This is a genomic window from Paracoccus solventivorans (assembly GCF_900142875.1).
Classification (GTDB): domain Bacteria; phylum Pseudomonadota; class Alphaproteobacteria; order Rhodobacterales; family Rhodobacteraceae; genus Paracoccus; species Paracoccus solventivorans.
On sequence record NZ_FRCK01000004.1, the window covers coordinates 96,006 to 116,695 of the forward strand.

The 20,690-nt window shown below is 67.8% G+C and carries 22 protein-coding genes; 9 read left to right on the forward strand and 13 right to left on the reverse strand.

The window, feature by feature from the left end; all coding sequences use genetic code 11:
* Positions 1-30: 30 nt before the first annotated feature.
* Positions 31-594, reverse strand: a complete 564-nt coding sequence (locus tag BUB57_RS08250; protein ID WP_073065105.1) for a nucleotide exchange factor GrpE — start codon at positions 592-594, stop codon at positions 31-33.
* A gap of 3 nt (positions 595-597) precedes the next feature.
* Positions 598-1,650 carry a heat-inducible transcriptional repressor HrcA gene (gene hrcA / locus BUB57_RS08255; RefSeq protein ID WP_073065108.1) on the reverse strand — a complete coding sequence of 351 codons (1,053 nt, stop codon included), beginning with the start codon at positions 1,648-1,650 and terminating at the stop codon, positions 598-600.
* 82 nt (positions 1,651-1,732) lie between these two features.
* Here hrcA and rph point away from each other — a divergent pair, with 82 nt between their 5' ends.
* Genes rph through hemW form a run of 4 tightly spaced genes read left to right on the forward strand, consistent with a single transcriptional unit; the run spans position 1,733 to position 4,611 of the window.
* Positions 1,733-2,446, forward strand: a complete 714-nt coding sequence (rph, locus tag BUB57_RS08260; protein ID WP_073065111.1) for a ribonuclease PH — start codon at positions 1,733-1,735, stop codon at positions 2,444-2,446.
* Positions 2,443-3,048, forward strand: coding sequence for an RdgB/HAM1 family non-canonical purine NTP pyrophosphatase (gene rdgB / locus BUB57_RS08265; protein ID WP_073065114.1), 606 nt, complete (start codon positions 2,443-2,445; stop codon positions 3,046-3,048). Before rph ends, rdgB begins: the two co-directional genes overlap by 4 nt.
* Positions 3,041-3,415, forward strand: a complete 375-nt coding sequence (locus tag BUB57_RS08270; RefSeq protein WP_073065117.1) for a RidA family protein — start codon at positions 3,041-3,043, stop codon at positions 3,413-3,415. Before rdgB ends, BUB57_RS08270 begins: the two co-directional genes overlap by 8 nt.
* Positions 3,416-3,423: 8 nt before the next feature.
* A complete protein-coding gene (gene hemW, locus BUB57_RS08275; RefSeq protein ID WP_073065120.1) occupies positions 3,424-4,611 on the forward strand; it encodes a radical SAM family heme chaperone HemW in 1,188 nt (395 codons plus the stop codon).
* Positions 4,612-4,614: 3 nt separating this feature from the next.
* Here the strand turns inward: hemW and BUB57_RS08280 are convergent, their stop codons facing one another.
* The 7 genes from BUB57_RS08280 to hemJ all read right to left on the reverse strand — a co-directional run bounded on the left by BUB57_RS08280 (position 4,615) and on the right by hemJ (position 11,812).
* Complete coding sequence (locus BUB57_RS08280) at positions 4,615-5,490, reverse strand: ParB/RepB/Spo0J family partition protein (protein ID WP_073065123.1); 876 nt, start codon at positions 5,488-5,490, stop codon at positions 4,615-4,617.
* Entirely contained in the window at positions 5,483-6,274 is a 792-nt protein-coding gene (locus BUB57_RS08285; protein WP_073065126.1) for a ParA family protein, read from the reverse strand. Before BUB57_RS08285 ends, BUB57_RS08280 begins: the two co-directional genes overlap by 8 nt.
* Positions 6,267-6,818: a 16S rRNA (guanine(527)-N(7))-methyltransferase RsmG gene (gene rsmG, locus BUB57_RS08290; protein ID WP_327082962.1), complete on the reverse strand. Its 552-nt coding sequence runs from the start codon at positions 6,816-6,818 to the stop codon at positions 6,267-6,269. The genes BUB57_RS08285 and rsmG overlap by 8 nt, the downstream gene beginning before the upstream one ends.
* A gap of 23 nt (positions 6,819-6,841) precedes the next feature.
* The gene (gene mnmG, locus BUB57_RS08295) at positions 6,842-8,701 is read right to left on the reverse strand and encodes a tRNA uridine-5-carboxymethylaminomethyl(34) synthesis enzyme MnmG (RefSeq protein ID WP_073065574.1); all 1,860 of its coding nucleotides are present in this window, start codon (positions 8,699-8,701) and stop codon (positions 6,842-6,844) included.
* Between the two features lie 9 nt (positions 8,702-8,710).
* Positions 8,711-9,961, reverse strand: a complete 1,251-nt coding sequence (gene mnmE / locus BUB57_RS08300; protein WP_073065132.1) for a tRNA uridine-5-carboxymethylaminomethyl(34) synthesis GTPase MnmE — start codon at positions 9,959-9,961, stop codon at positions 8,711-8,713.
* A gap of 7 nt (positions 9,962-9,968) precedes the next feature.
* A complete protein-coding gene (gene rho / locus BUB57_RS08305) occupies positions 9,969-11,240 on the reverse strand; it encodes a transcription termination factor Rho (protein ID WP_073065578.1) in 1,272 nt (423 codons plus the stop codon).
* A 122-nt stretch (positions 11,241-11,362) separates the two neighbouring features.
* Positions 11,363-11,812 carry a protoporphyrinogen oxidase HemJ gene (gene hemJ / locus BUB57_RS08310; RefSeq protein WP_200796432.1) on the reverse strand — a complete coding sequence of 150 codons (450 nt, stop codon included), beginning with the start codon at positions 11,810-11,812 and terminating at the stop codon, positions 11,363-11,365.
* Between the two features lie 439 nt (positions 11,813-12,251).
* Between hemJ and BUB57_RS08315 the strand changes: the two genes are divergently transcribed.
* From BUB57_RS08315 to BUB57_RS08330, 4 genes are read left to right on the forward strand one after another with little or no spacing between them, the layout of a single operon-like run.
* On the forward strand, positions 12,252-13,118 hold the full coding sequence (locus BUB57_RS08315; protein WP_073065135.1) for a shikimate dehydrogenase: 867 nt from the start codon (positions 12,252-12,254) through the stop codon (positions 13,116-13,118).
* Positions 13,115-13,729 (forward strand): dephospho-CoA kinase, encoded by a 615-nt coding sequence (gene coaE / locus BUB57_RS08320; protein WP_073065137.1) that lies wholly within the window; start codon positions 13,115-13,117, stop codon positions 13,727-13,729. Before BUB57_RS08315 ends, coaE begins: the two co-directional genes overlap by 4 nt.
* The gene (gene dnaQ, locus BUB57_RS08325) at positions 13,722-14,438 is read left to right on the forward strand and encodes a DNA polymerase III subunit epsilon (protein ID WP_073065139.1); all 717 of its coding nucleotides are present in this window, start codon (positions 13,722-13,724) and stop codon (positions 14,436-14,438) included. Before coaE ends, dnaQ begins: the two co-directional genes overlap by 8 nt.
* Positions 14,439-14,451: 13 nt before the next feature.
* Positions 14,452-15,342, forward strand: coding sequence for a YihY/virulence factor BrkB family protein (locus tag BUB57_RS08330; RefSeq protein WP_073065142.1), 891 nt, complete (start codon positions 14,452-14,454; stop codon positions 15,340-15,342).
* A gap of 87 nt (positions 15,343-15,429) precedes the next feature.
* Here the strand turns inward: BUB57_RS08330 and BUB57_RS08335 are convergent, their stop codons facing one another.
* Genes BUB57_RS08335 through BUB57_RS08345 form a run of 3 tightly spaced genes read right to left on the reverse strand, consistent with a single transcriptional unit; the run spans position 15,430 to position 17,951 of the window.
* Complete coding sequence (locus tag BUB57_RS08335) at positions 15,430-17,205, reverse strand: sensor histidine kinase (protein WP_073065145.1); 1,776 nt, start codon at positions 17,203-17,205, stop codon at positions 15,430-15,432.
* A 9-nt stretch (positions 17,206-17,214) separates the two neighbouring features.
* Positions 17,215-17,799 (reverse strand): RNA polymerase sigma factor, encoded by a 585-nt coding sequence (locus BUB57_RS08340; RefSeq protein WP_234952022.1) that lies wholly within the window; start codon positions 17,797-17,799, stop codon positions 17,215-17,217.
* A gap of 5 nt (positions 17,800-17,804) precedes the next feature.
* Positions 17,805-17,951 carry a NepR family anti-sigma factor gene (locus BUB57_RS08345; protein ID WP_073065152.1) on the reverse strand — a complete coding sequence of 49 codons (147 nt, stop codon included), beginning with the start codon at positions 17,949-17,951 and terminating at the stop codon, positions 17,805-17,807.
* Positions 17,952-18,042: 91 nt separating this feature from the next.
* On the opposite strand from BUB57_RS08345, the gene BUB57_RS08350 reads away from it, so the two are divergent.
* On the forward strand, positions 18,043-18,846 hold the full coding sequence (locus tag BUB57_RS08350; protein WP_073065155.1) for a response regulator: 804 nt from the start codon (positions 18,043-18,045) through the stop codon (positions 18,844-18,846).
* Between the two features lie 542 nt (positions 18,847-19,388).
* Here the strand turns inward: BUB57_RS08350 and BUB57_RS08355 are convergent.
* Entirely contained in the window at positions 19,389-20,543 is a 1,155-nt protein-coding gene (locus tag BUB57_RS08355) for a fumarylacetoacetate hydrolase family protein (protein ID WP_143159666.1), read from the reverse strand.
* Positions 20,544-20,690 lie beyond the last annotated feature (147 nt).

A 20,690-nucleotide genomic window follows, 5' to 3' on the forward strand; every position in this document is an offset into this window, starting at 1 on the left:
CGCGCGGGGGCCCGGGCCGCCGCTGTGGGCTTAGCTGGCGGGGGTCGAGGAGACGCCGACCTGCGCCGCGCGCAGCAGCCGGTCGTGGATGCGGAACCCGTCCACCATCACCTGGATGATGTCGCCGGCCTTGGTGCCGGGGACCGGGGCCTCGAACATCGCCTCGTGCAGCAGCGGGTCGAAACGGTCGCCGACGGCGGGGGCGATCACCTCGATCCCGTGGCGGCCGAAGACGTTGGCCAGCTCGCGCAGGGTCAGCTCGACCCCCTCGACCAGCTGCGGGGCGACGCTGCGGTCGGCGGCCTCGATGGCGCGGTTCAGCGCGTCATAGACCGGCAGCAGGTCGCGGGCGAGCTTGCTGCCGCCGTAATTCTCGGCCTCGCGCCGGTCCTTTTCGGCGCGCTTGCGGGCGTTTTCGGCATCGGCCAGCGCGCGCATGAAACGGTCACGGTAATCGTCGCGTTCGGCCCGCAGCGTGGCGATGCGCGGGTCCTCGCCCTCTTCATCCAGCGGGTCGAGCGCCAGCGGGTCGGCGAGGTCGAGATCGTCGTTCATCTGGTCGGACTGTCCGTTGGGGGTCTGAGTGTCGTTCATCTTTCATCCTTTGCGGTCGGAGAGAACCCGGCCGACCAGCTGTGCGGTGTAGTCCACGATCGGGACGATTCTTCCATAATTCAGGCGCGTCGGTCCGATCACCCCGACCGCGCCCACGATTTTGCGGTCAGCGTTCATATAGGACGAAACCACCAGAGAGGAACCCGAAAGTGAGAAAAGCTGGTTCTCAGATCCGATGAAGATGCGCACGCCCTCGGCCTCTTCCGCCAGCTCGAGAAAGCGGGCGATGTCACGCTTGCGTTCCAGGTCGTCGAACAGGCTGCGGATGCGGTCGAGATCGGCGAGTTCGTGTTCCAGCAGGTTGGCGCGGCCGCGCACGATCAGCTGCGGGTCGGGGGCATCGGCGTCCCACGAAGCCAGCCCGGTTTCCACCAGCTGCGCGGCGAGGCTGTCGAGATCCTGCCGGGCACGGGCCAGATGCTCGGCGATGTCGCGGCGCAGCTGGGAAAGCGTCTGGCCCTCGCCCCGCGCGGACAGGAAATTGCCGGCCTCGCGCAGCGAGCTGGGGGTCTGGCCGGGCGGCGGCGTGAACAGGCGGTTTTCCACCCGCCCGTCGGCAAAGACCAGGATCACCAGCGCCCGGTCGGGGGCAAGGCTGACGAACTCGATATGGCGCAGCGGGGCCTCGTCCTGGCGCGGCATCAGCACCACCGAGGCGCCGCGGGTGATGGTGGACAGCGCGGTGGACACCCGGTCGAGCAGCACGCTGGTATCGGCCGGGACCTCGCCCATGATCTCGGCGATGCGGGCGCGGTCCTCGGGGCCGACGGGGCCGACCTCCATCAGACCGTCGACGAACAGCCGCAGGCCGAGCTCGGTCGGGAAGCGCCCGGCCGAGACATGCGGGCTGTCGAGAAGCCCCATGAATTCAAGATCCTGCATGATGTTGCGGATCGTTGCGGCGGAAACCGTCATGCCTCTTGTCAGGCTGCGCGATCCCACCGGCTCTCCGGTTTCCAGATAGGCCTCGACCACGCGGCGGAAAACCTCGCGGGAACGGTCGTTCAGGTCGGAAAACTGCTGCGGCTGGGGCATTCGGGTTGCGGCGGGCTGGTTGGGGCCTGTAATTGACGTAACTCTTGCATTTGGCCCGGTTGGGGCCGGGAAAGGATCACCGATGCGACCCTCTGGCCGGAAATTAGTCGAACTGCGCCCGATTTCAATTGAAACCGGGGTGATCACGCACGCCGAGGGATCCTGTCTGATCCGGGTGGGCGGCACCCATGTGCTGTGCACCGCCTCGGTCGAGGAAAAGCCGCCGGCATTCCTGCGCGGCACCGGCCAGGGCTGGGTGACCGCGGAATACGGGATGCTGCCGCGCGCCACCCATTCGCGCAACCGACGCGAGGCGGCGGCGGGCAAGCAGTCGGGGCGCACGCAGGAGATCCAGCGGCTGATCGGGCGGTCGCTTCGGGCGGGCGTGGACCGGCTGGCGCTGGGGGAACGGCAGATCGTGGTGGATTGCGACGTGATCCAGGCCGACGGCGGCACCCGCTGCGCCGCGATCACCGGCGGCTGGGTGGCGCTGCGCCTGGCGGTGAACCGGCTGCTGTCGGCGCGGCTGCTGACCAGCGACCCGATCCTGGACCATGTGGCGGCGGTCAGCTGCGGGATCTATGCCGGGCAGCCGGTGGTGGACCTGGATTACGCCGAGGACAGCGAGGCCGGCACCGACGGCAATTTCGTGCTGACCGGCGCCGGGCGGCTGGTCGAGGTGCAGATGTCGGCCGAGGGTGCGGCGTTTTCTCGCAGCGAGATGGACGCACTGCTGGACCTGGCGCAGGCCGGCACCGCCGAGCTGATCGCCGCCCAGAAGGCGGCGGTGGCATGAGGCGCCTGACCGGGCCGCGGCTGCTGGTCGCCACCCATAACGCCGGCAAGCTGGACGAGATGCGGGCACTGTTCGCCCCGCACGGGATCGAGGTGGTAGGCGCGGCCGAGCTGGGCCTGGCCGAGCCGCCCGAGACCGAGGACAGTTTCATCGGCAACGCCCGCATCAAGGCGCGGGCGGCGGTCGAGGCCACCGGCCTGCCGGTGCTGGCCGACGACAGCGGCATCACCGTGGACGGGCTGGACGGGGCGCCAGGGGTACATACCGCCGACTGGGCGGAAACGCCGCAGGGCCGCGACTTCATGCAGGCGATGCGGCGCACCTGGGACGAGCTCGAGGCGCGGGGCGTGCCCGAGCCGCGGCGGGCGCAGTTCCGCGCCACGCTGCTGGTGATGTGGCCCGACCTGCACGAGGAGGTGTTCGAGGGGATCGCGCCGGGCCGGCTGGTCTGGCCGCCGCGCGGGCAGTTGGGCCATGGCTACGACCCGATCTTTGTCCCCGACGGGCATGACCGCAGCTATGCCGAGATGAGCGCCGACGAAAAGAACGCCATCAGCCACCGCGCCGAGGCGTTCCGCAAGCTGGAGGCTGTCCTTGCGTAGGATCTCGACCGGATCGCCTTTCGAGGCTGCGCTTGGCTATAGCCGGGCGGTGGTGAAGGGGCCGTGGTGCTTCGTCTCAGGGACCACGGGCTATGATTACGCGGCAATGACCATGCCGGACAGCGCCGCCGAACAGGCGCAGAACGCCTTTGCCACCATCTTTGCTACGCTGGCCGAGGCGGGATTTGCGCCCGCCGACATCGTGCGGGTGCAATACACGGTGACCGACCCGGCGCTGGTCGAGGAGATCGCGCCGGTGCTGGGCGAGGCGATGAAAGAAGTCCGGCCCGCTGCCACCATGGTTGTCGCCGGGCTCATCCGCCCCGAAATGAAGGTCGAGATCGAAGTGACCGCGTTCCGGGGATGACCCAGCCCATGTACCCTACCACTGTCAGCGCCGGCACGGCGCCCTTGGGCGAGGACTGGCAGGCGGGCGGGTTCGGGCTGTATGTGCACTGGCCGTTCTGCGCCTCGAAATGTCCCTATTGCGATTTCAACAGCCATGTGTCGGCGCGGATCGAGCAGGCTTCGTGGCTGGATGCCTACCGGCTTGAAATCGCGCGGGTTTCTGCCGAGACGCCCGGCCGGGTGCTGCGCAGCATCTTTTTCGGCGGCGGCACGCCCTCGCTGATGGAGCCGGAGGTGGTGGCGGGGGTGATCGCCGCCGCGCGTGCGGGATGGGGGTTTGCCAACGACATCGAGATCACCCTGGAGGCCAACCCCGGCAGCGTCGAGCGCGGGCGGTTTGCCGGTTATGCCGAGGCCGGGGTGAACCGGCTGTCGATGGGAGTGCAGGCGCTGAACGACGCCGATCTGCGGCGGCTGGGGCGGATGCACAGCGTCGCCGAGGCGCGGGCGGCATTCGAGGTGGCGCGGAGCTGTTTCCCGCGGGTGAGCTTTGACCTGATCTATGCGCGGCAGGACCAGAGCCGCGAGGCCTGGGCGGCGGAGCTGCGCGAGGCGCTGGCGATGGCGGTGGACCATCTGTCGCTGTACCAGCTGAGCATCGAGGACGGGACGGTGTTCGGTGCGCGCGCGGCTGCCGGGCAGTTACGGGGGCTGCCGGGCGACGATCTGTCTGCAGACATGTATCTGGAAACGCAGGATATTCTGGGGGCGGCGGGGATGCCAGCCTATGAGATCTCCAACCACGCGCGCGAGGGCGCCGAAAGCCGGCACAATCTGGTCTATTGGCGGCAGGGCGACTGGGCCGGGGTCGGTCCGGGGGCGCATGGGCGGCTGACGCTGGGCGGGCAGCGTTGGACGACCGAGGCGCATCGGGCGCCGGGGGCGTGGCTGGCGGCAATGCGGGAGGGATCAGGCGAGTTGCCCCGCAGCGCGCTGCCGCTGGAGGAGCAGGCGACGGAATATCTGCTGATGTCGATGCGGCTGGCCGAGGGGATGGAGATCGCCCGATTCGAGCGGCTGGCGGGGCGCGGGCTGGGTCCCGCGCGAGTCGCGGCGCTAGTCGAGATGGGGATGGTCGAGATGGGCGACGGGCGGCTGCGCGCCACCGCTGCCGGCCGCCCGCTGCTGAATGCGATCCTGCGCGAGCTAGCCTGAGCTCTAGAACCCGCCGCCGAGCGCCTGGCAGAGCCGGTCGAGCTGGTCCAGGTCGCGGTAGGTGATGGTCATCCGGCCGCCGTCCTGGCCCGCATGCTCGATACGGACCCGCATCTTGAGCTGCGCCGAAAGGTCCGATTCCAGCGCCAGCGTGTCGGCATCCTTTTCGCTGCGGATGCGCGGGGTTTCCGGTTTCGGCTGGGTGGCCTGGCGGGCCAGCGCCTCGGTCTCGCGCACGGACAGGTTGCGCTCGATCACCTTGCGGGCCATAGCGACCGGGTCGGGGGCGGTAATCAGCGCCCGCGCATGCCCGGCGGTCAGCTTGCCGTCGCGGACGAAACCTTGCACCTGTTCGGGCAGGTTGAGCAGCCGCAGCAGGTTGGAGATATGGCTGCGGCTCTTGTCCAGCGCCTCGGCGAGGCGTTCCTGGGTATGGCCGAAACGGTCCATCAGCTGGCGGAACGAGGCGGCTTCCTCGATCGGGTTCAGGTCGGCGCGCTGGATGTTCTCGATCAGCGCGACTTCCAGCACCTCGGTGTCGTCCAGCTCGCGGATCAGCACCGGCAGCTCGTGCAGCTGCGCGATCTGGGCCGCACGCCAGCGGCGTTCGCCGGCGACGATCTGGTAGAGATCGGGCTCAGTCGGGTGTGGGCGCACGATCAGTGGTTGCAGGATGCCGCGATTGCGCAGCGACGCAGCGAGTTCGTTCAGCGCCTCGGGGTCGAACTGCCGCCGCGGCTGATCGGGGTTCGGGATGATCTGCTCGACAGGCAGGGTCTGCGGCGCCTTGGACGCAGCACCAGGGACGAGTTCGACATCGGCCATCAGCGCCGACAGGCCACGGCCAAGCCCGGCCCGGCGCGGTTTCGGATCAGCCATGCGCTGCTGCCTTTCCTGAAGATTTCAGCCCCTTGGCCAGCAGTTCGGCGGCGAGCGCGCGATAGGCGCTGCTGCCTTTCGACTGCGGATCGTAATGGATCACCGGCAGGGCGTGGGAGGGGGATTCTGACACGCGGACATTGCGGGGGACCACGGTCTGGAACACCAGCGGGCCCAGGGTCTTGCGGGCATCAGCCTCGACCTGTTGCGACAGGTTGTTGCGGGAATCGGCCATGGTCAGCAGGATCCCCTCGATCCGCAGGTCGGGATTGGCCGAGGACCGCACCTCGCGCACGGTCAGCATCAGCTGCGAGAGGCCCTCGAGCGCGTAGAACTCCGCCTGCAGCGGCACGATGACGCTATCGGAGGCGACCATGGCGTTCAGCGTCAGCAGCCCCAGCGCGGGCGGGCAGTCGATCAGCACGATGCCGCGGGCTTGCCGCAACGCATCCGCCAGCAGCTGAGTGCGGCGCGGGCGGGCAGCGATGTCCAGTTCGGCCGAGGCAAGGTCGGCGGTGGCGGGGACGATGGCGAGGTTCGGAATGCCGGTGTCCTGTACTGCCTCGGTCCAGTCGGCATCCCCGATCAGCAGGTCGTAGCTGGTCGTCTGGCGCCCGTCGGCATCGATTCCCAACCCCGTCGAGGCATTCCCCTGGGGATCGAGGTCCACGATGGTGACCTGGAGCCCCTGTTCGGCCAGCGCCGCCCCGAGATTGATCGCGGTGGTGGTCTTGCCTACCCCGCCCTTCTGGTTTGCGACGGCGATGATCATGCGTTCAGCCATGGCGGATATTGCTGATCTGAAGGATGGCGGCAGCGGGGTCAGTGGTGCTGGGATGGATTTCGGCGTCAAAGCGCCAATTCCGGCGGGCTGCGGTCAGCTCGGTCTGCCAGTTTCGTCCCTTCATGAGCCATGCCGTTCCGTCTTGTGCCAGATGCCGGTCCAGATATGGCACAAGCCGGTCCAGCGGGGCAAGCGCCCGGGCGCTGAGATTGGCGGCATCGGCGGGGGGCAGCTCTTCGATGCGGGCGGCCGTGGCGGTGCAATTCGCAAGTCCCAACTCCCGAATTGCGGTCTGCAGGAACGCCACCTTGCGGCGATCCGAATCGACCAGCTGCACCGGCAACTCGGGGTGGAAGATCGCGACGACCAGGCCGGGCAGGCCGCCGCCGCTGCCGATGTCGAGCCATGGGCCTTGCGGGTCGGGATGCAGCCGCGCCAGCTGTGCGCTGTCGGCGATATGGCGCTGTTCGAGTTGGGCCAGAGAGGCCGGCGCAACCAAGTTGATCGCCGAATTCCATTTCCGGATCAGCGCCGCGTACTGCACCAGCCGTGCTTCACGTGAAGCACTCACGCCGCCGCCGTCCCACAGTTCCGGGCGATACCGATCAGCAGGGTGAGCGCGGCAGGAGTCATGCCCTCGATGGCGCTGGCCTGAGCGATGGTGGCGGGACGAGTAGCGTCCAGCTTGGCCTGCAATTCATGCGAGATGCCGCGGATCTGCTGGTAATCCAGATCCTGCGGCAGGCGCATCTGTTCGTTGCGGCGAATATCGGCAGCATCGCGGGATTGCCGGTCGGTGAACTGCGCGTAGATTGCGTCGTTGCGCAGCATCTGCAGCACCTCTTCGTCAGCGACCAATTCCGGCGGAAGCAGCGGTAGCACCGCAGGCTGGGGCAGATCCACCTGACCTAGCAGACCAAAGGCAGTGCGGCGATGCCCGTCCTGCCGGACGGCGATACCATGGCCAGCCAGTTGCTGCGGCGTAAAGCTGATCGATTCGGCCCGCGCCTGCCCGGAGGTGAAACGCTGCAGCTTGTCGCAGAATCGCTCTGCCCGCTCGGCACCCACCAGCCCGATTTCCATGCCCAACGGGGTCAGCCGCCGGTCTGCATTGTCGGCGCGAAGCGACAGACGGAATTCGGCGCGAGAGGTAAACATCCGGTAAGGCTCGGTGGCGCCGCGGGTGATCAGATCGTCGATCATCACCCCGATATAGCTGCCGGTGCGGCTGAAAATCACCGGCGACCGGCCTTGCGCCGCAAGTGCCGCATTCATTCCCGCGACCAGCCCCTGTGCCGCGGCCTCCTCATAGCCGGTCGTCCCGTTGACCTGACCGGCCAGATACAGCCCGGCAACCGCACGGGTTTCCAGCGTCGGCTGCAGGCTGCGGGGGTCGATATAGTCATATTCCACCGCATAACCCGGCTGCACGATTTCCGCCGACTCCAGTCCGCGGACCGAGCGGATATAAACCTGCTGCACGTCCTCGGGCAACGAGGTCGAGATGCCGTTCGGATAGACCAACGGACTGTCCAGCCCCTCGGGCTCCAGGAAGATCTGATGCGAATCCTTGTCCGCAAACCGGACGATCTTGTCCTCGATCGACGGGCAGTAGCGCGGCCCCGCCCCGGCGATCCGCCCGCCGTACATGGCCGAGCGGAGCAGGTTTTCCCGGATGATGCGATGGGTTTCCGAGTTCGTATGGGTGATCGCACAGGAAAGCTGCGCCACTACAGGCGCGGCATTCAGAAAGGACAGCATTGTCGGGGGATCGTCGCCCGGTTGCTGCTCCAGACTGTCCCAGTCGATCGAACTGCGCAGCAGCCGCGGCGGGGTGCCGGTCTTCAACCGCCCCAGCGGCAGGTTCAGCGCCAAAAGCGACCCCGACAAGCCGCTGGCCTGGTCATTCCCCCAGCGCCCGGCTGGACGCAAGACATCGCCGATATGAATGGTTCCGTTCAAAAACGTCCCGGCCGCCACCACCACGGCACCGGCCATCAGTGCGGTGCCGTCAGCCAGCTCCACCCCGGCAACCCGGTTCCCCGCCAGCGCAAGCGCCTTGACCTCGCCCAACACCACTTCCAGGCCATCCAGCTTGCGCAGCTCCCGCCCTGCCGCGGCGCGGTAAAGTCCCCGGTCGGCCTGCGCCCGCGGCCCCTGAACCGCCGGCCCCTTGCGCCGGTTCAGCAACCGGAACTGGATCCCTGCTGCGTCGGCCAGCCGACCCATCAACCCATCCAGCGCGTCGACCTCGCGCACCAGATGCCCCTTGCCCAACCCGCCGATGGCCGGGTTGCAGGACATGGTCCCCGCGTCGTCGGCCCGCATCGTCACCAGCGCCACGCGCACGCCCATCCGCGCCGCTGCCGCGGCTGCTTCCAAGCCGGCGTGGCCCGCCCCGATGACAATCACATCGTAATGTTTCACGTGAAGCACCTATTTTCCGATGCAGAAGCGCGAGAAGATTTCATCCAGATAGTCATCCGGAGCAATTTTCCCAACCACCTCGCTCAACCGATGCGAGGCCTGCCGCACCGCTTCCGCCAACAGCTCCGCCGGCTGCCCCCTGCGAACCGCCAGCACCGCCAGCGCATCCTCCAACGCATCAGCCTGCCGCTTACGCGTCACCAGCCCGGCGCCCGCGACCCGCTCCGCCAGACGTCGCCGCAACTCCTCCAGCATTTCCGGGACGCCCGCCCCCGTCGCTGCGGAAATCCCCCGACCGCCCAGATCCGCCTTCGACCACAGGACCAGATCCCCGTCCTGGTAAAGCTCCTCCACCGCGCGCCCGTCCTCGGACAGATGCAGCCGCAGATCCGCCTGCCGAGCCCGGTCGCGCGCGCGGTCCACCCCCAGCCCTTCGACAAAATCCTCGGCGTCTCGCAAACCCGCGGTATCCAGGAATGTCACCGCCAACCCACCCAACTCGGTATGCAGCTCCAGCACGTCGCGGGTGGTACCGGCCACATCGCTGACCAGAGCCATCTCGCGCCGCGCGATCCGGTTCAACAATGACGACTTCCCCGCATTCGGAGGTCCGACGATCGCCACCTCGAACCCCGCCCGCAACCGCTCCGCCGCCGGCAGCCCGGCGACGGCCGCGGCGATATCCACCCGCACCGAGTCCAGCAGTTCGAACACCTCGTCCGGAACTTCGTCCGGAACTTCCTCATCGGCAAAATCCAGCGAGACCTCGATCAGCGCCCCCGCCCGCACCAGCCGCTCGCGCAGCCCCTCGGTCCAGCGGGCCAGCTCGCCCGAAACCACCCGCAGCGCCTGCTGGCGCTGGGCCTCGCTCTCGGCCGCCAGCAGGTCGGACAGCGCCTCGACTTCGCTCAGCGCCAGCGCCCCGTTCAGCAACCCGCGGCGGGTAAACTCGCCGGCCTCAGCCAGCCTCGCCCCGCGGGCACGCAGTGCCTCCTGCAACCGCCGCACCACCACCGGCGCGCCATGCAGCTGGAACTCCACCACCGCCTCGCCGGTAAAGCTGGCGCCCTCGTCAAAGCGGATCACCAGCGCCCGGTCGATCAGGTCGCCATCATGCAGCGACCGCAGTTCCGCCCGCCGAGCCACCGGCAGCTCCCCGGCGATCGCCTCGGCGATGCTGCGCGCCTCGGGCCCGCTCAGCCTTACGACCGAGACCCCGCCCCGCCCCGCCGGCGTCGCTTCGGCATAGATCGTGGACATCCCATGCTCAGGCGTTCATCGAATCGAAGAACTCGGCGTTGGTCTTGGTCTGTTTCAGCTTGGAAATCAGGAACTCGATGGCATCCGTCGTGCCCATCGGGTTCAGGATCCGCCGCAGCAGATAGGTCTTCTGCAGATCCTTCTGGTCGACCAGCAGCTCTTCCTTGCGGGTGCCGGACTTCAGGATATCCATCGCCGGGAACACCCGCTTGTCGGCCACCTTGCGGTCCAGCACGATTTCCGAGTTGCCGGTGCCCTTGAACTCCTCAAAGATCACCTCGTCCATGCGGCTGCCGGTGTCGATCAGCGCCGTGGCGATGATGGTCAGCGAGCCGCCTTCCTCGATGTTCCGCGCCGCGCCAAAGAACCGCTTCGGCCGCTGCAGGGCATTCGCGTCCACGCCCCCGGTCAGCACCTTCCCCGAGGACGGCACCACCGTGTTGAACGCACGCCCCAGCCGGGTGATCGAATCGAGCAGGATGACAACATCACGCTTGTGCTCGACCAGCCGCTTGGCCTTCTCAATCACCATCTCGCTGACCGCGACGTGACGCGAGGCCGGCTCGTCGAAGGTCGAGGACACCACCTCACCCTTGACGGAACGCTGCATGTCGGTCACTTCCTCGGGTCGCTCGTCGATCAGCAGCACGATCAGATAGCATTCCGGGTGATTTTTCTCGATAGAATTCGCGATGTTCTGCAAAAGCACCGTCTTGCCGGTGCGCGGCGGCGCCACGATCAGCGACCGCTGCCCCTTGCCGATCGGCGCCACCAGGTCGATGATCCGGGCGGAGCGATCCTTCGCCGTCGGATCGTCCAGCTCCATCTTCAGCCGCTCATTGGGGTAAAGCGGGGTCAGGTTGTCAAACGCGACCTTGTGCCGGGCCTTTTCGGGGCTTTCGAAATTGATCTTCTCGACGCTGATCAGCGCGAAATAACGTTCGTTTTCGCCGGGTGCCCGGATCACCCCCTCGACCGTGTCGCCGGTGCGCAGGCTGAACTGCCGGATCATGTCGGGGCTGACATAGATGTCGTCGGGGCCGGGCAGATAGTTGGCCTCGGGCGAGCGCAGGAACCCGAACCCGTCCTGCACCACCTCCAGCACGCCGTCGCCGCCGATCTCGAACCCCTCCTCGGCATGTTCCTTGAGCAGCGAGAACATCATCTCGCCCTTGCGCATGGTCGAGGCGTTCTCGATCTCCCATTCCTCGGCGATGGCCAGCAGATCGGCCGGGCTCTTGGCCTTGAGGTCGGCGAGGTTCAGACGTTCCTGGCTCATCATGTCATCCATACGGCGCAGCGGCCCCGGAACGGGCGCGGCAACAGATCCTGTGTCGGAAGAGATCACCCCGGACGGGGCGCGCCTCGCCACATAATGCAGATCGCCCGCAAAGTCAAACTTCAGAACTTGAGGATCACCGACAGCACGATCACCACCATGAACAGGGTCGGGATCTCGTTGGCGATCCGATAGGTACGGCCGCTGGCGCCCTCGCCCCGCATCAGCTTGCGGCGGTGGATCATCAGCCAGTGGTGGAACACCGTCATCCCCAGCACCGCCGCCGCCTTGGTCCAGGGCCAGAGCAGCGACCAGTCCACGATCCCCGGCGTGAACACCAGCGCCAGCCCCGCCAACCAGGTCGCGATCGAGGCCGGCCCCATGATATAGCGCAAAAGCTTGTGCTCCATGATCTCGAAGCTGGCGGCGGGCTCGCCCCCGCCCTGCGCGCGTTCGGCGTGATAGACGAACAGCCGCGGCAGATAAAACAGCCCCGCCATCCAGGAAATCACCGACATCACATGGAAGGCCTTGATCCAGAGATAGGCGTCCGAAAGCCAGTCGGTCAGCATGGGCGGTCTCCTTCGCCGTCTCTCTTCTTCATAAAGAAAAGATTCAGAAAGATTGATGTGGTCAGTAGGCGCAGTGGGTATCTGAACCATCATGCGCCGCGGGATTCAATCCACGCTTTGCCGCAGTGGACAAATCGGTGGAGGAACTGGTATACCAAACCAGTAATATCATAATAATCAGTGTTTTAAACGGTTCCATCCCCGCTGTGGAAAACCCGCCTGTCCGCAGCCTGTGGACAATTCCGGTGCAGTTATGCGCCTGTGGATGGATCCCCGGCGTTCCCGTTAAGTCCCGCGGCTTCATCCACGCGGTTCCGCGGACCCCGATCCGCGCACATGGCGGTCACAGGGTTTCCCACCAGACTGTCCACAGGTGCTGCCGGCTTCCCCTCGAATCCGCCGCGCGCTAGAGATGGGGCGACATGGAACGAGGATGCGGATGACACAGGCCCCCGAAAGCGCTGCTGACGCCCCGCCTGCGGCGGCGGTGCCGCTCTCCGGGGTGATCGGCTGGCCGGTCGCACATTCGCGCTCGCCCCGGCTGCATGGCCACTGGCTGGCCCGCTACGGCATCAAGGGCCATTACGTGCCGCTGGCGGTGGCGCCCGAGCATCTGGCGCAGGTGCTGCGCGCGCTGCCCCGCGCCGGCTTCGTCGGTGCTAATATCACCATCCCGCACAAGGAATCGGTGCTGGCGCTGGCCGATATCGTCACCGACCGCGCGGCGCTGATCGGTGCCGCCAACACGCTGATCTTCCGCGAGGATGGCCGCATCCACGCCGACAACACCGATGGCTACGGTTTCGTCACCAACCTGCGCCAGCAGGCCCCCGAATGGCTGCCGGACTCCGGCCCCGCGGCGGTGATCGGCGCCGGCGGTGCCGCCCGCGCCGTGGTCGCGGCGCTGCTGGAATGCGGCGTGCCGGAACTGCGCATCGCCAACCGCACCCGCATCCGCGCCGACCAGCTCAAGGCCGATTTCGGCGCCCGCGTCGTGGTCTACGACTGGGCGCAGGTCGGCAACATGCTGGAAGGCGCCGCCACCATCGTCAACTGCACCTCGATGGGGATGGAGGGCGCGCAGCCTCTGCGGCTGCCGCTGGATGCGATGTCGCCCGACGCTCTGGTCACCGATCTGGTCTACACCCCGCTCGACACGCATTTCCTGCGCGATGCGCGGGCGCGCGGCTGCACCACCGTCGACGGGCTGGGGATGCTGCTGCATCAGGCCGCGCCGGGGTTCGAACGCTGGTTCGGTATCCACCCGCAGGTGGACGAGGACCTGCGCCGGGCGGTGCTGGCATGAGCTTCCGTCTGGGCCTGACCGGCGGCATCGGCATGGGCAAATCCACCACCGCCGCCATGTTCGCCGCCCGCGGCGTGCCGGTCTGGGACGCCGACGCCGCAGTGCATCGGCTCTACGCCCCCGGCGGCGCCGCGGTGGCCCCGGTTGCCGCCGGTTTTCCGCAGGCGCTGGCCGAGGATGGCGGCATCGACCGCGCCGCGCTCAAGCGCGTGCTGGCCGATACGCCCGTGCGGCTGGCGGAACTGGAAGCCATCGTCCACCCGCTGGTCGCCGCCGACCGCGCCGATTTCATCGCCGCCAATGCCGCGGCGCCGGTGGTGCTGCTCGACATTCCGCTGCTGTTCGAGACCGGGGCGCAGGCGCAGATGGACGGCGTTGCCGTGGTCTCGGCCCCGGCCGAGGTGCAGCGCGCCCGCGTCCTCGCCCGCCCCGGCATGGACGACACCACGCTGGACCTGATCCTGTCGCGGCAGATGACCGACGCCGACCGCCGCGCCCGCGCCCGCTGGGTGATCCCGACCGACACGCTGGACCGCGCGCAGGCCACCGTCGACGCCATCCTTGCCGAAATCGCTGCCGAAACCAAAGCCGAAAGCCTGCCCGATGCGTGAGATCGTCCTCGACACCGAAACCACCGGCTTCGACCCTGACACCGGCGACCGCATCGTGGAAATCGGCGCCATCGAGCTGCTAAACCACCTGCCCACCGGCCGGCATTTCCACGTCTACATCAACCCCGAACGCGACATGCCGGCCGAGGCGCTGGCCGTCCACGGGCTGACCAGCGAGTTCCTGTCCACCAAGCCCAAATTCGCCGAGATCGCCGCCGAGTTCATCGAGTTCATCGCCGAGGATTCCCGGCTGGTGATCCATAATGCCCCTTTCGACATGAAGTTCCTCAATGCCGAGCTGCGCCGCTGCGGCCATCCGCCCATCGCGATGGATCGCGCGCTGGATACGGTTACGATGGCACGCAACAAATTCCCCGGCGCCCCGGTGTCGCTGGATGCGCTGTGCCGGCGCTGGGGCATCGACAACTCGGGCCGGACCCTGCACGGCGCGCTGCTGGACAGCGAGCTTCTGGCCGAGGTCTATCTGGAGCTGATCGGCGGCCGCCAGCCCGACCTGGTGCTGGTGACCGAGACCGCGGCGGCCGACCCCGGCGCCGGCGCCTCGGGGCCGATCCGCCCGCGCGCGCCCCGCCCCCGCCCGCTGCCGCCGCGCCTGACCGAGGGCGAGCGCCACGCCCATGCCGAGTTCGTCGCCCGCATGGGCGAGAAATCGCTCTGGCTGCGCTTTGCCGCCACCACCACGCCATGACCAGGGGCGCGTGATGTTCGGCTATCTGCGCGAATCCATCGGCTTCGTGCAATCGCTGTTCGAGCGGATGGACAAGATCCACATGGGGCTGATCGCCGCCGGGGTGGCGTTCTACGCCATGTTCGCGGTGTTCCCCGGGCTGGCGGCGCTGATCGCGCTGTGGGGGCTGTGGTTCGACCCGGTGCTGCTGCAGGATTACGACCAGCTTGTGGACGAGTTCGTCCCGCCCGAGGCCGCGCAGATCCTGCACACGCAGATCGATGCGCTGATTTCCGGCGGCCGCACGCAGCTGGGCTGGACCTCGGGGATCTCCTTCCTGATCGCCACCATCGCGGCGCGCGCCGGGGTGAATGCGCTGGTGCGCGGGCTGAACGCCGCCCACGGGGTGCGGTCACATTCGACGATCTTCGGCTGGGTGCTGGCCTATGTGCTGACGCTGGCCATCGTCGGCATCGTGGTGCTGGGGCTCGCGACCATCGTCATGGTGCCGCTGGCGTTCAATTTCCTGGACCCCGGCCCGCTGCGCAGCTGGCTGCTGAGCACGATCCCCTGGGCGGCGATGTTTGCAATCGTGCTGATCGCGATCGGGGTGCTTTACCGCTACGGCCCCAACGTGAAATCCCCGCGCACGCCGTTCTTCACCTGGGGAGCGCTGTTCGCGGCGCTGGCCTGGGCGGCGGCCTCGGTGGCGTTTTCGGCCTATCTGACCAGCTTCAACAGCTACAACCGCATCTACGGCTCGATCGGGGCGGTGGTGGCGCTGCTGATGTGGTTCTACATCGCCGGGTTCTCGGTGATGATGGGCGCGCTGATCAACGTCGAGCTGGATCGCCACCGCCGCCTGGTCAAGGCCCGCAAGGCCCGCGCCCTCGCCCGCAAGATGGCCCCCGGCCGCAATCCCTGACTGCCGCGCAGGCCCGGCCGGGGGCGCTGCCCCCAGCTCCCGGGATCTTTAAGCAAGGAAGAAACCCGCAGGCCCGTTCCGCCAGCTTCAGTGCCGCGCCCCCTCGCGCGCGGCCGAGGTCAGCACCACCCGCCGCGTTTCGCTGTCCAGCAGCGTGGCGCCGGTTTCCGGCAGGAAGCGCAGATACAGCCGGTACACCCCATCCTGCATGGTGATCAGCGCCTCGCTGTCCAGCTGCATGGCAAAGGCCTCGATCAGCTGGTTGCCAAGTCCCGTGCCCTCGACCTCCGAGGTGCCCCGGCCCAGCGAGTTCTCGATGGTCAGCTCGGCATGGCCGTCCGCGGCGCGGTGCAGGCGCACGCAGACCCAGGGACGCTCGCGCCCCTCGGGGATGCCGGCGTATTTCAGCGCGTTGGTAAAGGCTTCGGTGGTCAGCAGGGTCAGCGGCACCGCCTGGTCGGGCAGCAGGGTCAGCGGTTCCAGCCTGGTGTCGATCTCGATCGAATACTCGCTGACCACCGAGGCGGTGGACATCTGCCCGATGATGTCGCGCACCAGCTGGTCGGCCTCGACCGATTCCAGATGCTCGGCCTGATAGAGGTTCTTGTAGATCGTCGCCAGCGAGGCCACCCGGTCCTGCACCGAGCGCAGCACCCGCTTGGCGTCGGGGTCGTCGATCACCCGGCTCTGCATGTTGATGATTGAGGCGATCAGCTGCAGGTTGTTCTTGACCCGGTGGTGGACCTCTTTCAGCAGCACGGTCTTTTCGGCGACCGCCTCTTCCATCGCGGCCTCGTCGCGGATCAGGATCCGGGCCATGTTGTGGAAGGTCTCGCTGACGTCGCGGATCTCGCCGGGGGCGGTTTCCAGCACCGGCGGCGGCACCACGCGGTTGCCCAGGGCAAAGCGGCGCATCTGCCCGCGCAATTCGCGCACATGGCGCAGCACCAGCCGGTCCACGGCAAAGAACGCCACCGCCAGCGACACCAGCCACAGCGCCACCGGGAACAGCACCGCGACGAACCGCGACAGGCTGAGCCCGGCGACCCCGGTCAGGCGCGGGCTCCAGCTGCCAAGCGCATAGACCAGATCCGGCACCACCGGCACCACCGAGAACACCCGCTTTTCCCCGGAATTGGAGATGGCGCTGAAGGTGGTGTCGGTCCTCTGCACCAGCTCGGCCAGGGTGACGCCGCGCGGCAGGATCGCCATCGCGTTTTCCTGGGTGCCGAAATCCCCGATCAGCGGCCGGCCGGTGTTGCTGAAGGACAGGATCCGCGCCCCGTCCGACCAATAGGCGGAAATATGGGTCGAGCGCAGCAGGTCGTGGGACAGCGACAGCGCCACATAGCCCAGCAGTTCCAGGTCGCGGTAAAGCGGCTGCATCACGATCACCACCGGCAGCCCCGACCAGGGGCCCTGCGCGGCCGAGGTGATCAGCGTGCCCGGATCCTCCATGAACTCGCGGAACTGCGCGGTGTCGGACATGTCGCGGAACTGGCTGTTGGCCGAACAGATGTTGCGCCCGCTGGTGTCGGTGAAGCCGGCATAGACGAAGGACGGGCTGCTTTGCACGAAATCATGCATCATTCGCGAACAGGTGGCCGGGTCGTCCAGCATCGTCAGCACCGAAATGCCCAGGGCGTCGGCCGTGGCGATGGCGCCCTGCAGCAGCGCCCGTTCGCCGGCGGCGGCGGCGGCGGTGCGGCCCTGGATGGCAAGCTCGGCGGAACGCTCGGCCTCGCGCGACAGGTGCAGCGTCTGCAGGATCGAGATCATCCCGATCGGCAGGATGGCGATGCTGAGCAGCATCCCCAGCCGGAACCCGAGCCTGCGGGCGAAATCTGCGCCCCAGCGCAACATCCCGGGCCGTTACCGGGAAACGGGGTGGTTCACCGCCATCACGGCCAGCGTTGCGCTGTCGGTCATGTCCAGGTCCTCGCCCTCGGCCATCTGCATCAACTCGGCCAGCTTGCGGCGGCCGCGGTTCGCGCGCGACTTGACCGTGCCGACCGCGACACCGGTCATCTGCGCCGCCTCTTCGTAGGAAAATCCCGAGCCGCCGACAAGGATCAACGCCTCGCGCTGCTCGTCGGGAAGCTGCTCGAAGGCGACCTTGAAGTCGTTCATCGCCAGCCGCCCGTCATGTTCGGGCCGGGTCGCCTGCCGGGCGGCATGGATGCCGTCGCTGTCGCTGACCTCGCGCCTGGTCTTGCGGCGGGCGGAATAGAAGGTGTTGCGCAGGATGGTGAACAGCCACGCGCGCAGGTTGGTGCCGGGCTGGAACTTGTCGATGTTGGTCCACGCCTTGACGATGGTGTCCTGCACCAGATCGTCGGCCGAGGCGGATTCCCGCGTCAGCGACAGCGCAAAGGCCCGCAGCGCCGGCAGGTGGTCCACCAACTCGTCGCGCGGATTGGGGCCCGAAAGGGCCTGGCCGTCTGTTGACCTGCCCACGCGCGTCATTCCTGTTTGCGCAACTGATCGAGCAAGGCGAGGAAGCGGTCGGGCACCTCCTGGCTTGCATCCTGCTCGTACACGCGCCGCAGATTCTCGTCGATCTGCTTTTCCAAAGCGGCGCGTTTACGGTCATCCCGCTTTGTGTTCATCTATTTGTTTGCCCCGGTAAGCTTGTGCGCACGATGCCCAACGGTTACAAAACGTCAAGGTTCCCCATGGGGATAATTTCGAGGTTTACGCATGTCTGCTGCTGATCTGGCCCAATCCATCGGCCGCGAGCTTCCCTATCTGCGCCGCTATGCGCGCGCCCTGACCGGAAGCCAGACCGCGGGTGATAACTACGCGGCGGCGACGCTGGAGGCGATCCTCTCCGACCGCGAGCTGATGGATGCGGAGGACACCAGGATCGGGCTGTTCCGCACCTTTCACGCCATCTGGCAAAGCTCGGGCCAGCCGGTGGCCAGCGAAAACCAGTCCACCCGCGAAGCCGCGGCCCAGGCGCATCTGCGCGGCCTGACCGCCAACTCGCGCGAGGCGCTGCTGCTGCGCACGATCGAGGAACTGCGCTACGACCAGATCGCCCGCATCATGCAGATCGACCAGTCCGAGGCCGAAGAGCTGGTGCAGATCGCCCTGAACGAGATGGGCCGGGCGATCCGCGGCCGGGTGATGATCATCGAGGATGAAACCATCATCGCCATGGACCTGAAAGGCATCGTGCAGGCCATGGGCCACGAGGTGACCGGCGTCGCCCGCACCCATTCCGCCGCGATCGAGCTGGCCGCCGACAACCGCCCGGCGCTGATCCTGGCCGACATCCAGCTGGCCGACGGCTCGTCCGGTATCGACGCGGTGAACGAGCTGATGGGCAGCCTTGGCGACGTGCCGGTGATCTTCATCACCGCCTTCCCCGAGCGGCTGCTGACCGGCGACCGCCCGGAACCGGCCTTCCTGATCTCCAAGCCCTATTCGGAAGAACAGGTGCGCTCGGCCGTCAGCCAGGCGATGTTCTTCGCCTCGACCGAGGGGCTGGGCACGGCCTGAACCGCGCCGAAGGCCACCCGAAAGCCCGCCCTTGCCGGCGGGCTTTTTCGCATCCAAGGGGGGGCGGGACGGAGCCTTGCCGGCTGCAGCCGCGTTGCCCAAAAACAACGGCGCAGCAGAAAGGCCATCATGTCTGACAACCCGGTGTCGTCGTTCGTGCCGGGCTGGTCCCGCGAAATACCGCGGTGCTGCTGGGATCCCTCGCGCCGGCTTCTGCGCAGCCTGCGCGCCCATGAGGAACCAGCAACGCCGCTTTCCCAGCGGTGCTGCTGCCCGCAACACTCTCCGCTCGCAAGCCCGCGCCCGCTCCATGGGCGGCTTCGTCGAAGGCAAGCCGATCGACGTCACCTTGCGCGCGAGCGGATCGCTTCTTCTGCCCCGGGGGCCGCGCTCGGGGATAGAACCTGCGGCGAGCAGCGGTGCTGCCGCCATTGTGCTATCGACGTAAATCTACCCCGCCAGCGGCAAGCCCGCGGCCCGCAAGCGCCGGGCGGAGTTTTCCTGACCGCCGTCCTGTCCCGCGGCATCGCCATCCCCAAGCCTCAGCCCCCAGCCTCCTGCACCAGCAGCCCCCGCGCTGCCAGGTTGCGCATCAGCGCGCCCGCGCCAAAGCGCCATTCCGGGCATTCCGTGGACAGCGACACGCGGTTGACCAGCGCCCCCAGCCGCGGTTCGGAAATCGTCACCACGTCGCCGGGGTGGTGGGTGAAGCCCTGGCCGGGGGCGTCGCGGTCCTGGGTGGGGGCGAACAGCGTGCCCAGATACAGCATGAACCCGTCGGGATACTGGTGGTGGCGGCCGCAGGCCTGCGCCACCAGATCTTCGGGGTCGCGGCTGATCCGCGCCATCGAGGAACTGCCCTCCAGCACGAACCCGTCCTCGCCCTCGACCCGCAGCGCCAACTCGGCCCGGCGCACGTCGTCGATGCCGTAGCCCGCGTCGAACAGCCGGATGAACGGCCCGATCGCGGCCGAAGCGTTGTTGTCCTTGGCCTTGCCCAGCAGCAGCGCCGAGCGCCCCTCGACGTCGCGCAGGTTCACGTCGTTGCCCAGGGTCGCGCCCCGGACCCGGCCGCGGCTGTCCACCGCCAGCACGATTTCCGGCTCGGGGTTGTTCCAGCGGCTGATCGGGTGCAGCCCGACCGGCGCCCCCCAGCCGACCGAGGCCATGGGCTGGCATTTGGTGAAGATCTCGGCGTCCGGGCCGATGCCGACCTCGAGATATTGCGACCACAGCCCCTCGGCTTGCAGGGCGCGCTTGACCTCGGCGGCGCGGTCCGATCCGGGCACGATGCCGCGCAGATTGTCGCCGATGGCAGCGCCGATGCGGGCGCGGATGCCGGCGGCAAGGTCGGGGTCGCCCGCGGCCTGTTCCTCGATCACCCGCTCGACCATGGAATCGGCGAACGTGACCCCGCTGGCCTTGATCGCCTGCAGATCGGCGGGCGACAGCAGCCGCAGCGCGTCCTCGCCGTCATTGGCGGCCGCCAGATCCTCCAGCGCACACAGCGCCTCGCCCGGCTGCGCGTCCAGCCAGCCGCAGGGATCCTCCATCTCCAGCAGGTCGCGCATGGTCGGCGCCTCGGCCGAGGTCACGTCCACGACCATGCCGTCGCGCAGCACCACCAGCGCCGGCCCGACTCCCGGCCGCCACACCCGCCCGACGAAATGCCCATCCCCCGGTAGCCCGAAGCTCATGCTGTCCCTCGCTCTCATCCAAGGCCGCGGATGGTATACCAATGCGCCGCCAAGACAAGCGCCGCCCGGCTGTTTCATCTTGCTGTAAATATCCCGAGGCGCGGGGCAGCGCCTCGCTCCACCCCCCCCGCTTTACAGGCCTCGGAC

Excerpts from the sequence above, each read along its gene's own strand:
- BUB57_RS08335 (WP_073065145.1), bottom strand. The coding sequence starts at position 17,205 with ATGTTGCGCTGGGGCGCAGATTTCGCCCGCAGGCTCGGGTTCCGGCTG.
- hemW (WP_073065120.1), top strand. The coding sequence starts at position 3,424 with ATGTACCCTACCACTGTCAGCGCCGGCACGGCGCCCTTGGGCGAGGAC.
- BUB57_RS08315 (WP_073065135.1), top strand. The coding sequence starts at position 12,252 with ATGACACAGGCCCCCGAAAGCGCTGCTGACGCCCCGCCTGCGGCGGCG.
- hrcA (WP_073065108.1), bottom strand. The coding sequence starts at position 1,650 with ATGCCCCAGCCGCAGCAGTTTTCCGACCTGAACGACCGTTCCCGCGAG.
- rho (WP_073065578.1), bottom strand. The coding sequence starts at position 11,240 with ATGAGCCAGGAACGTCTGAACCTCGCCGACCTCAAGGCCAAGAGCCCG.
- coaE (WP_073065137.1), top strand. The coding sequence starts at position 13,115 with ATGAGCTTCCGTCTGGGCCTGACCGGCGGCATCGGCATGGGCAAATCC.
- mnmE (WP_073065132.1), bottom strand. The coding sequence starts at position 9,961 with ATGTCCACGATCTATGCCGAAGCGACGCCGGCGGGGCGGGGCGGGGTC.
- BUB57_RS08280 (WP_073065123.1), bottom strand. The coding sequence starts at position 5,490 with ATGGCTGATCCGAAACCGCGCCGGGCCGGGCTTGGCCGTGGCCTGTCG.
- dnaQ (WP_073065139.1), top strand. The coding sequence starts at position 13,722 with ATGCGTGAGATCGTCCTCGACACCGAAACCACCGGCTTCGACCCTGAC.
- BUB57_RS08350 (WP_073065155.1), top strand. The coding sequence starts at position 18,043 with ATGTCTGCTGCTGATCTGGCCCAATCCATCGGCCGCGAGCTTCCCTAT.
- hemJ (WP_200796432.1), bottom strand. The coding sequence starts at position 11,812 with ATGCTGACCGACTGGCTTTCGGACGCCTATCTCTGGATCAAGGCCTTC.
- BUB57_RS08355 (WP_143159666.1), bottom strand. The coding sequence starts at position 20,543 with ATGAGCTTCGGGCTACCGGGGGATGGGCATTTCGTCGGGCGGGTGTGG.
- rph (WP_073065111.1), top strand. The coding sequence starts at position 1,733 with ATGCGACCCTCTGGCCGGAAATTAGTCGAACTGCGCCCGATTTCAATT.
- BUB57_RS08285 (WP_073065126.1), bottom strand. The coding sequence starts at position 6,274 with ATGGCTGAACGCATGATCATCGCCGTCGCAAACCAGAAGGGCGGGGTA.
- rdgB (WP_073065114.1), top strand. The coding sequence starts at position 2,443 with ATGAGGCGCCTGACCGGGCCGCGGCTGCTGGTCGCCACCCATAACGCC.
- BUB57_RS08250 (WP_073065105.1), bottom strand. The coding sequence starts at position 594 with ATGAACGACACTCAGACCCCCAACGGACAGTCCGACCAGATGAACGAC.
- BUB57_RS08330 (WP_073065142.1), top strand. The coding sequence starts at position 14,452 with ATGTTCGGCTATCTGCGCGAATCCATCGGCTTCGTGCAATCGCTGTTC.
- BUB57_RS08345 (WP_073065152.1), bottom strand. The coding sequence starts at position 17,951 with ATGAACACAAAGCGGGATGACCGTAAACGCGCCGCTTTGGAAAAGCAG.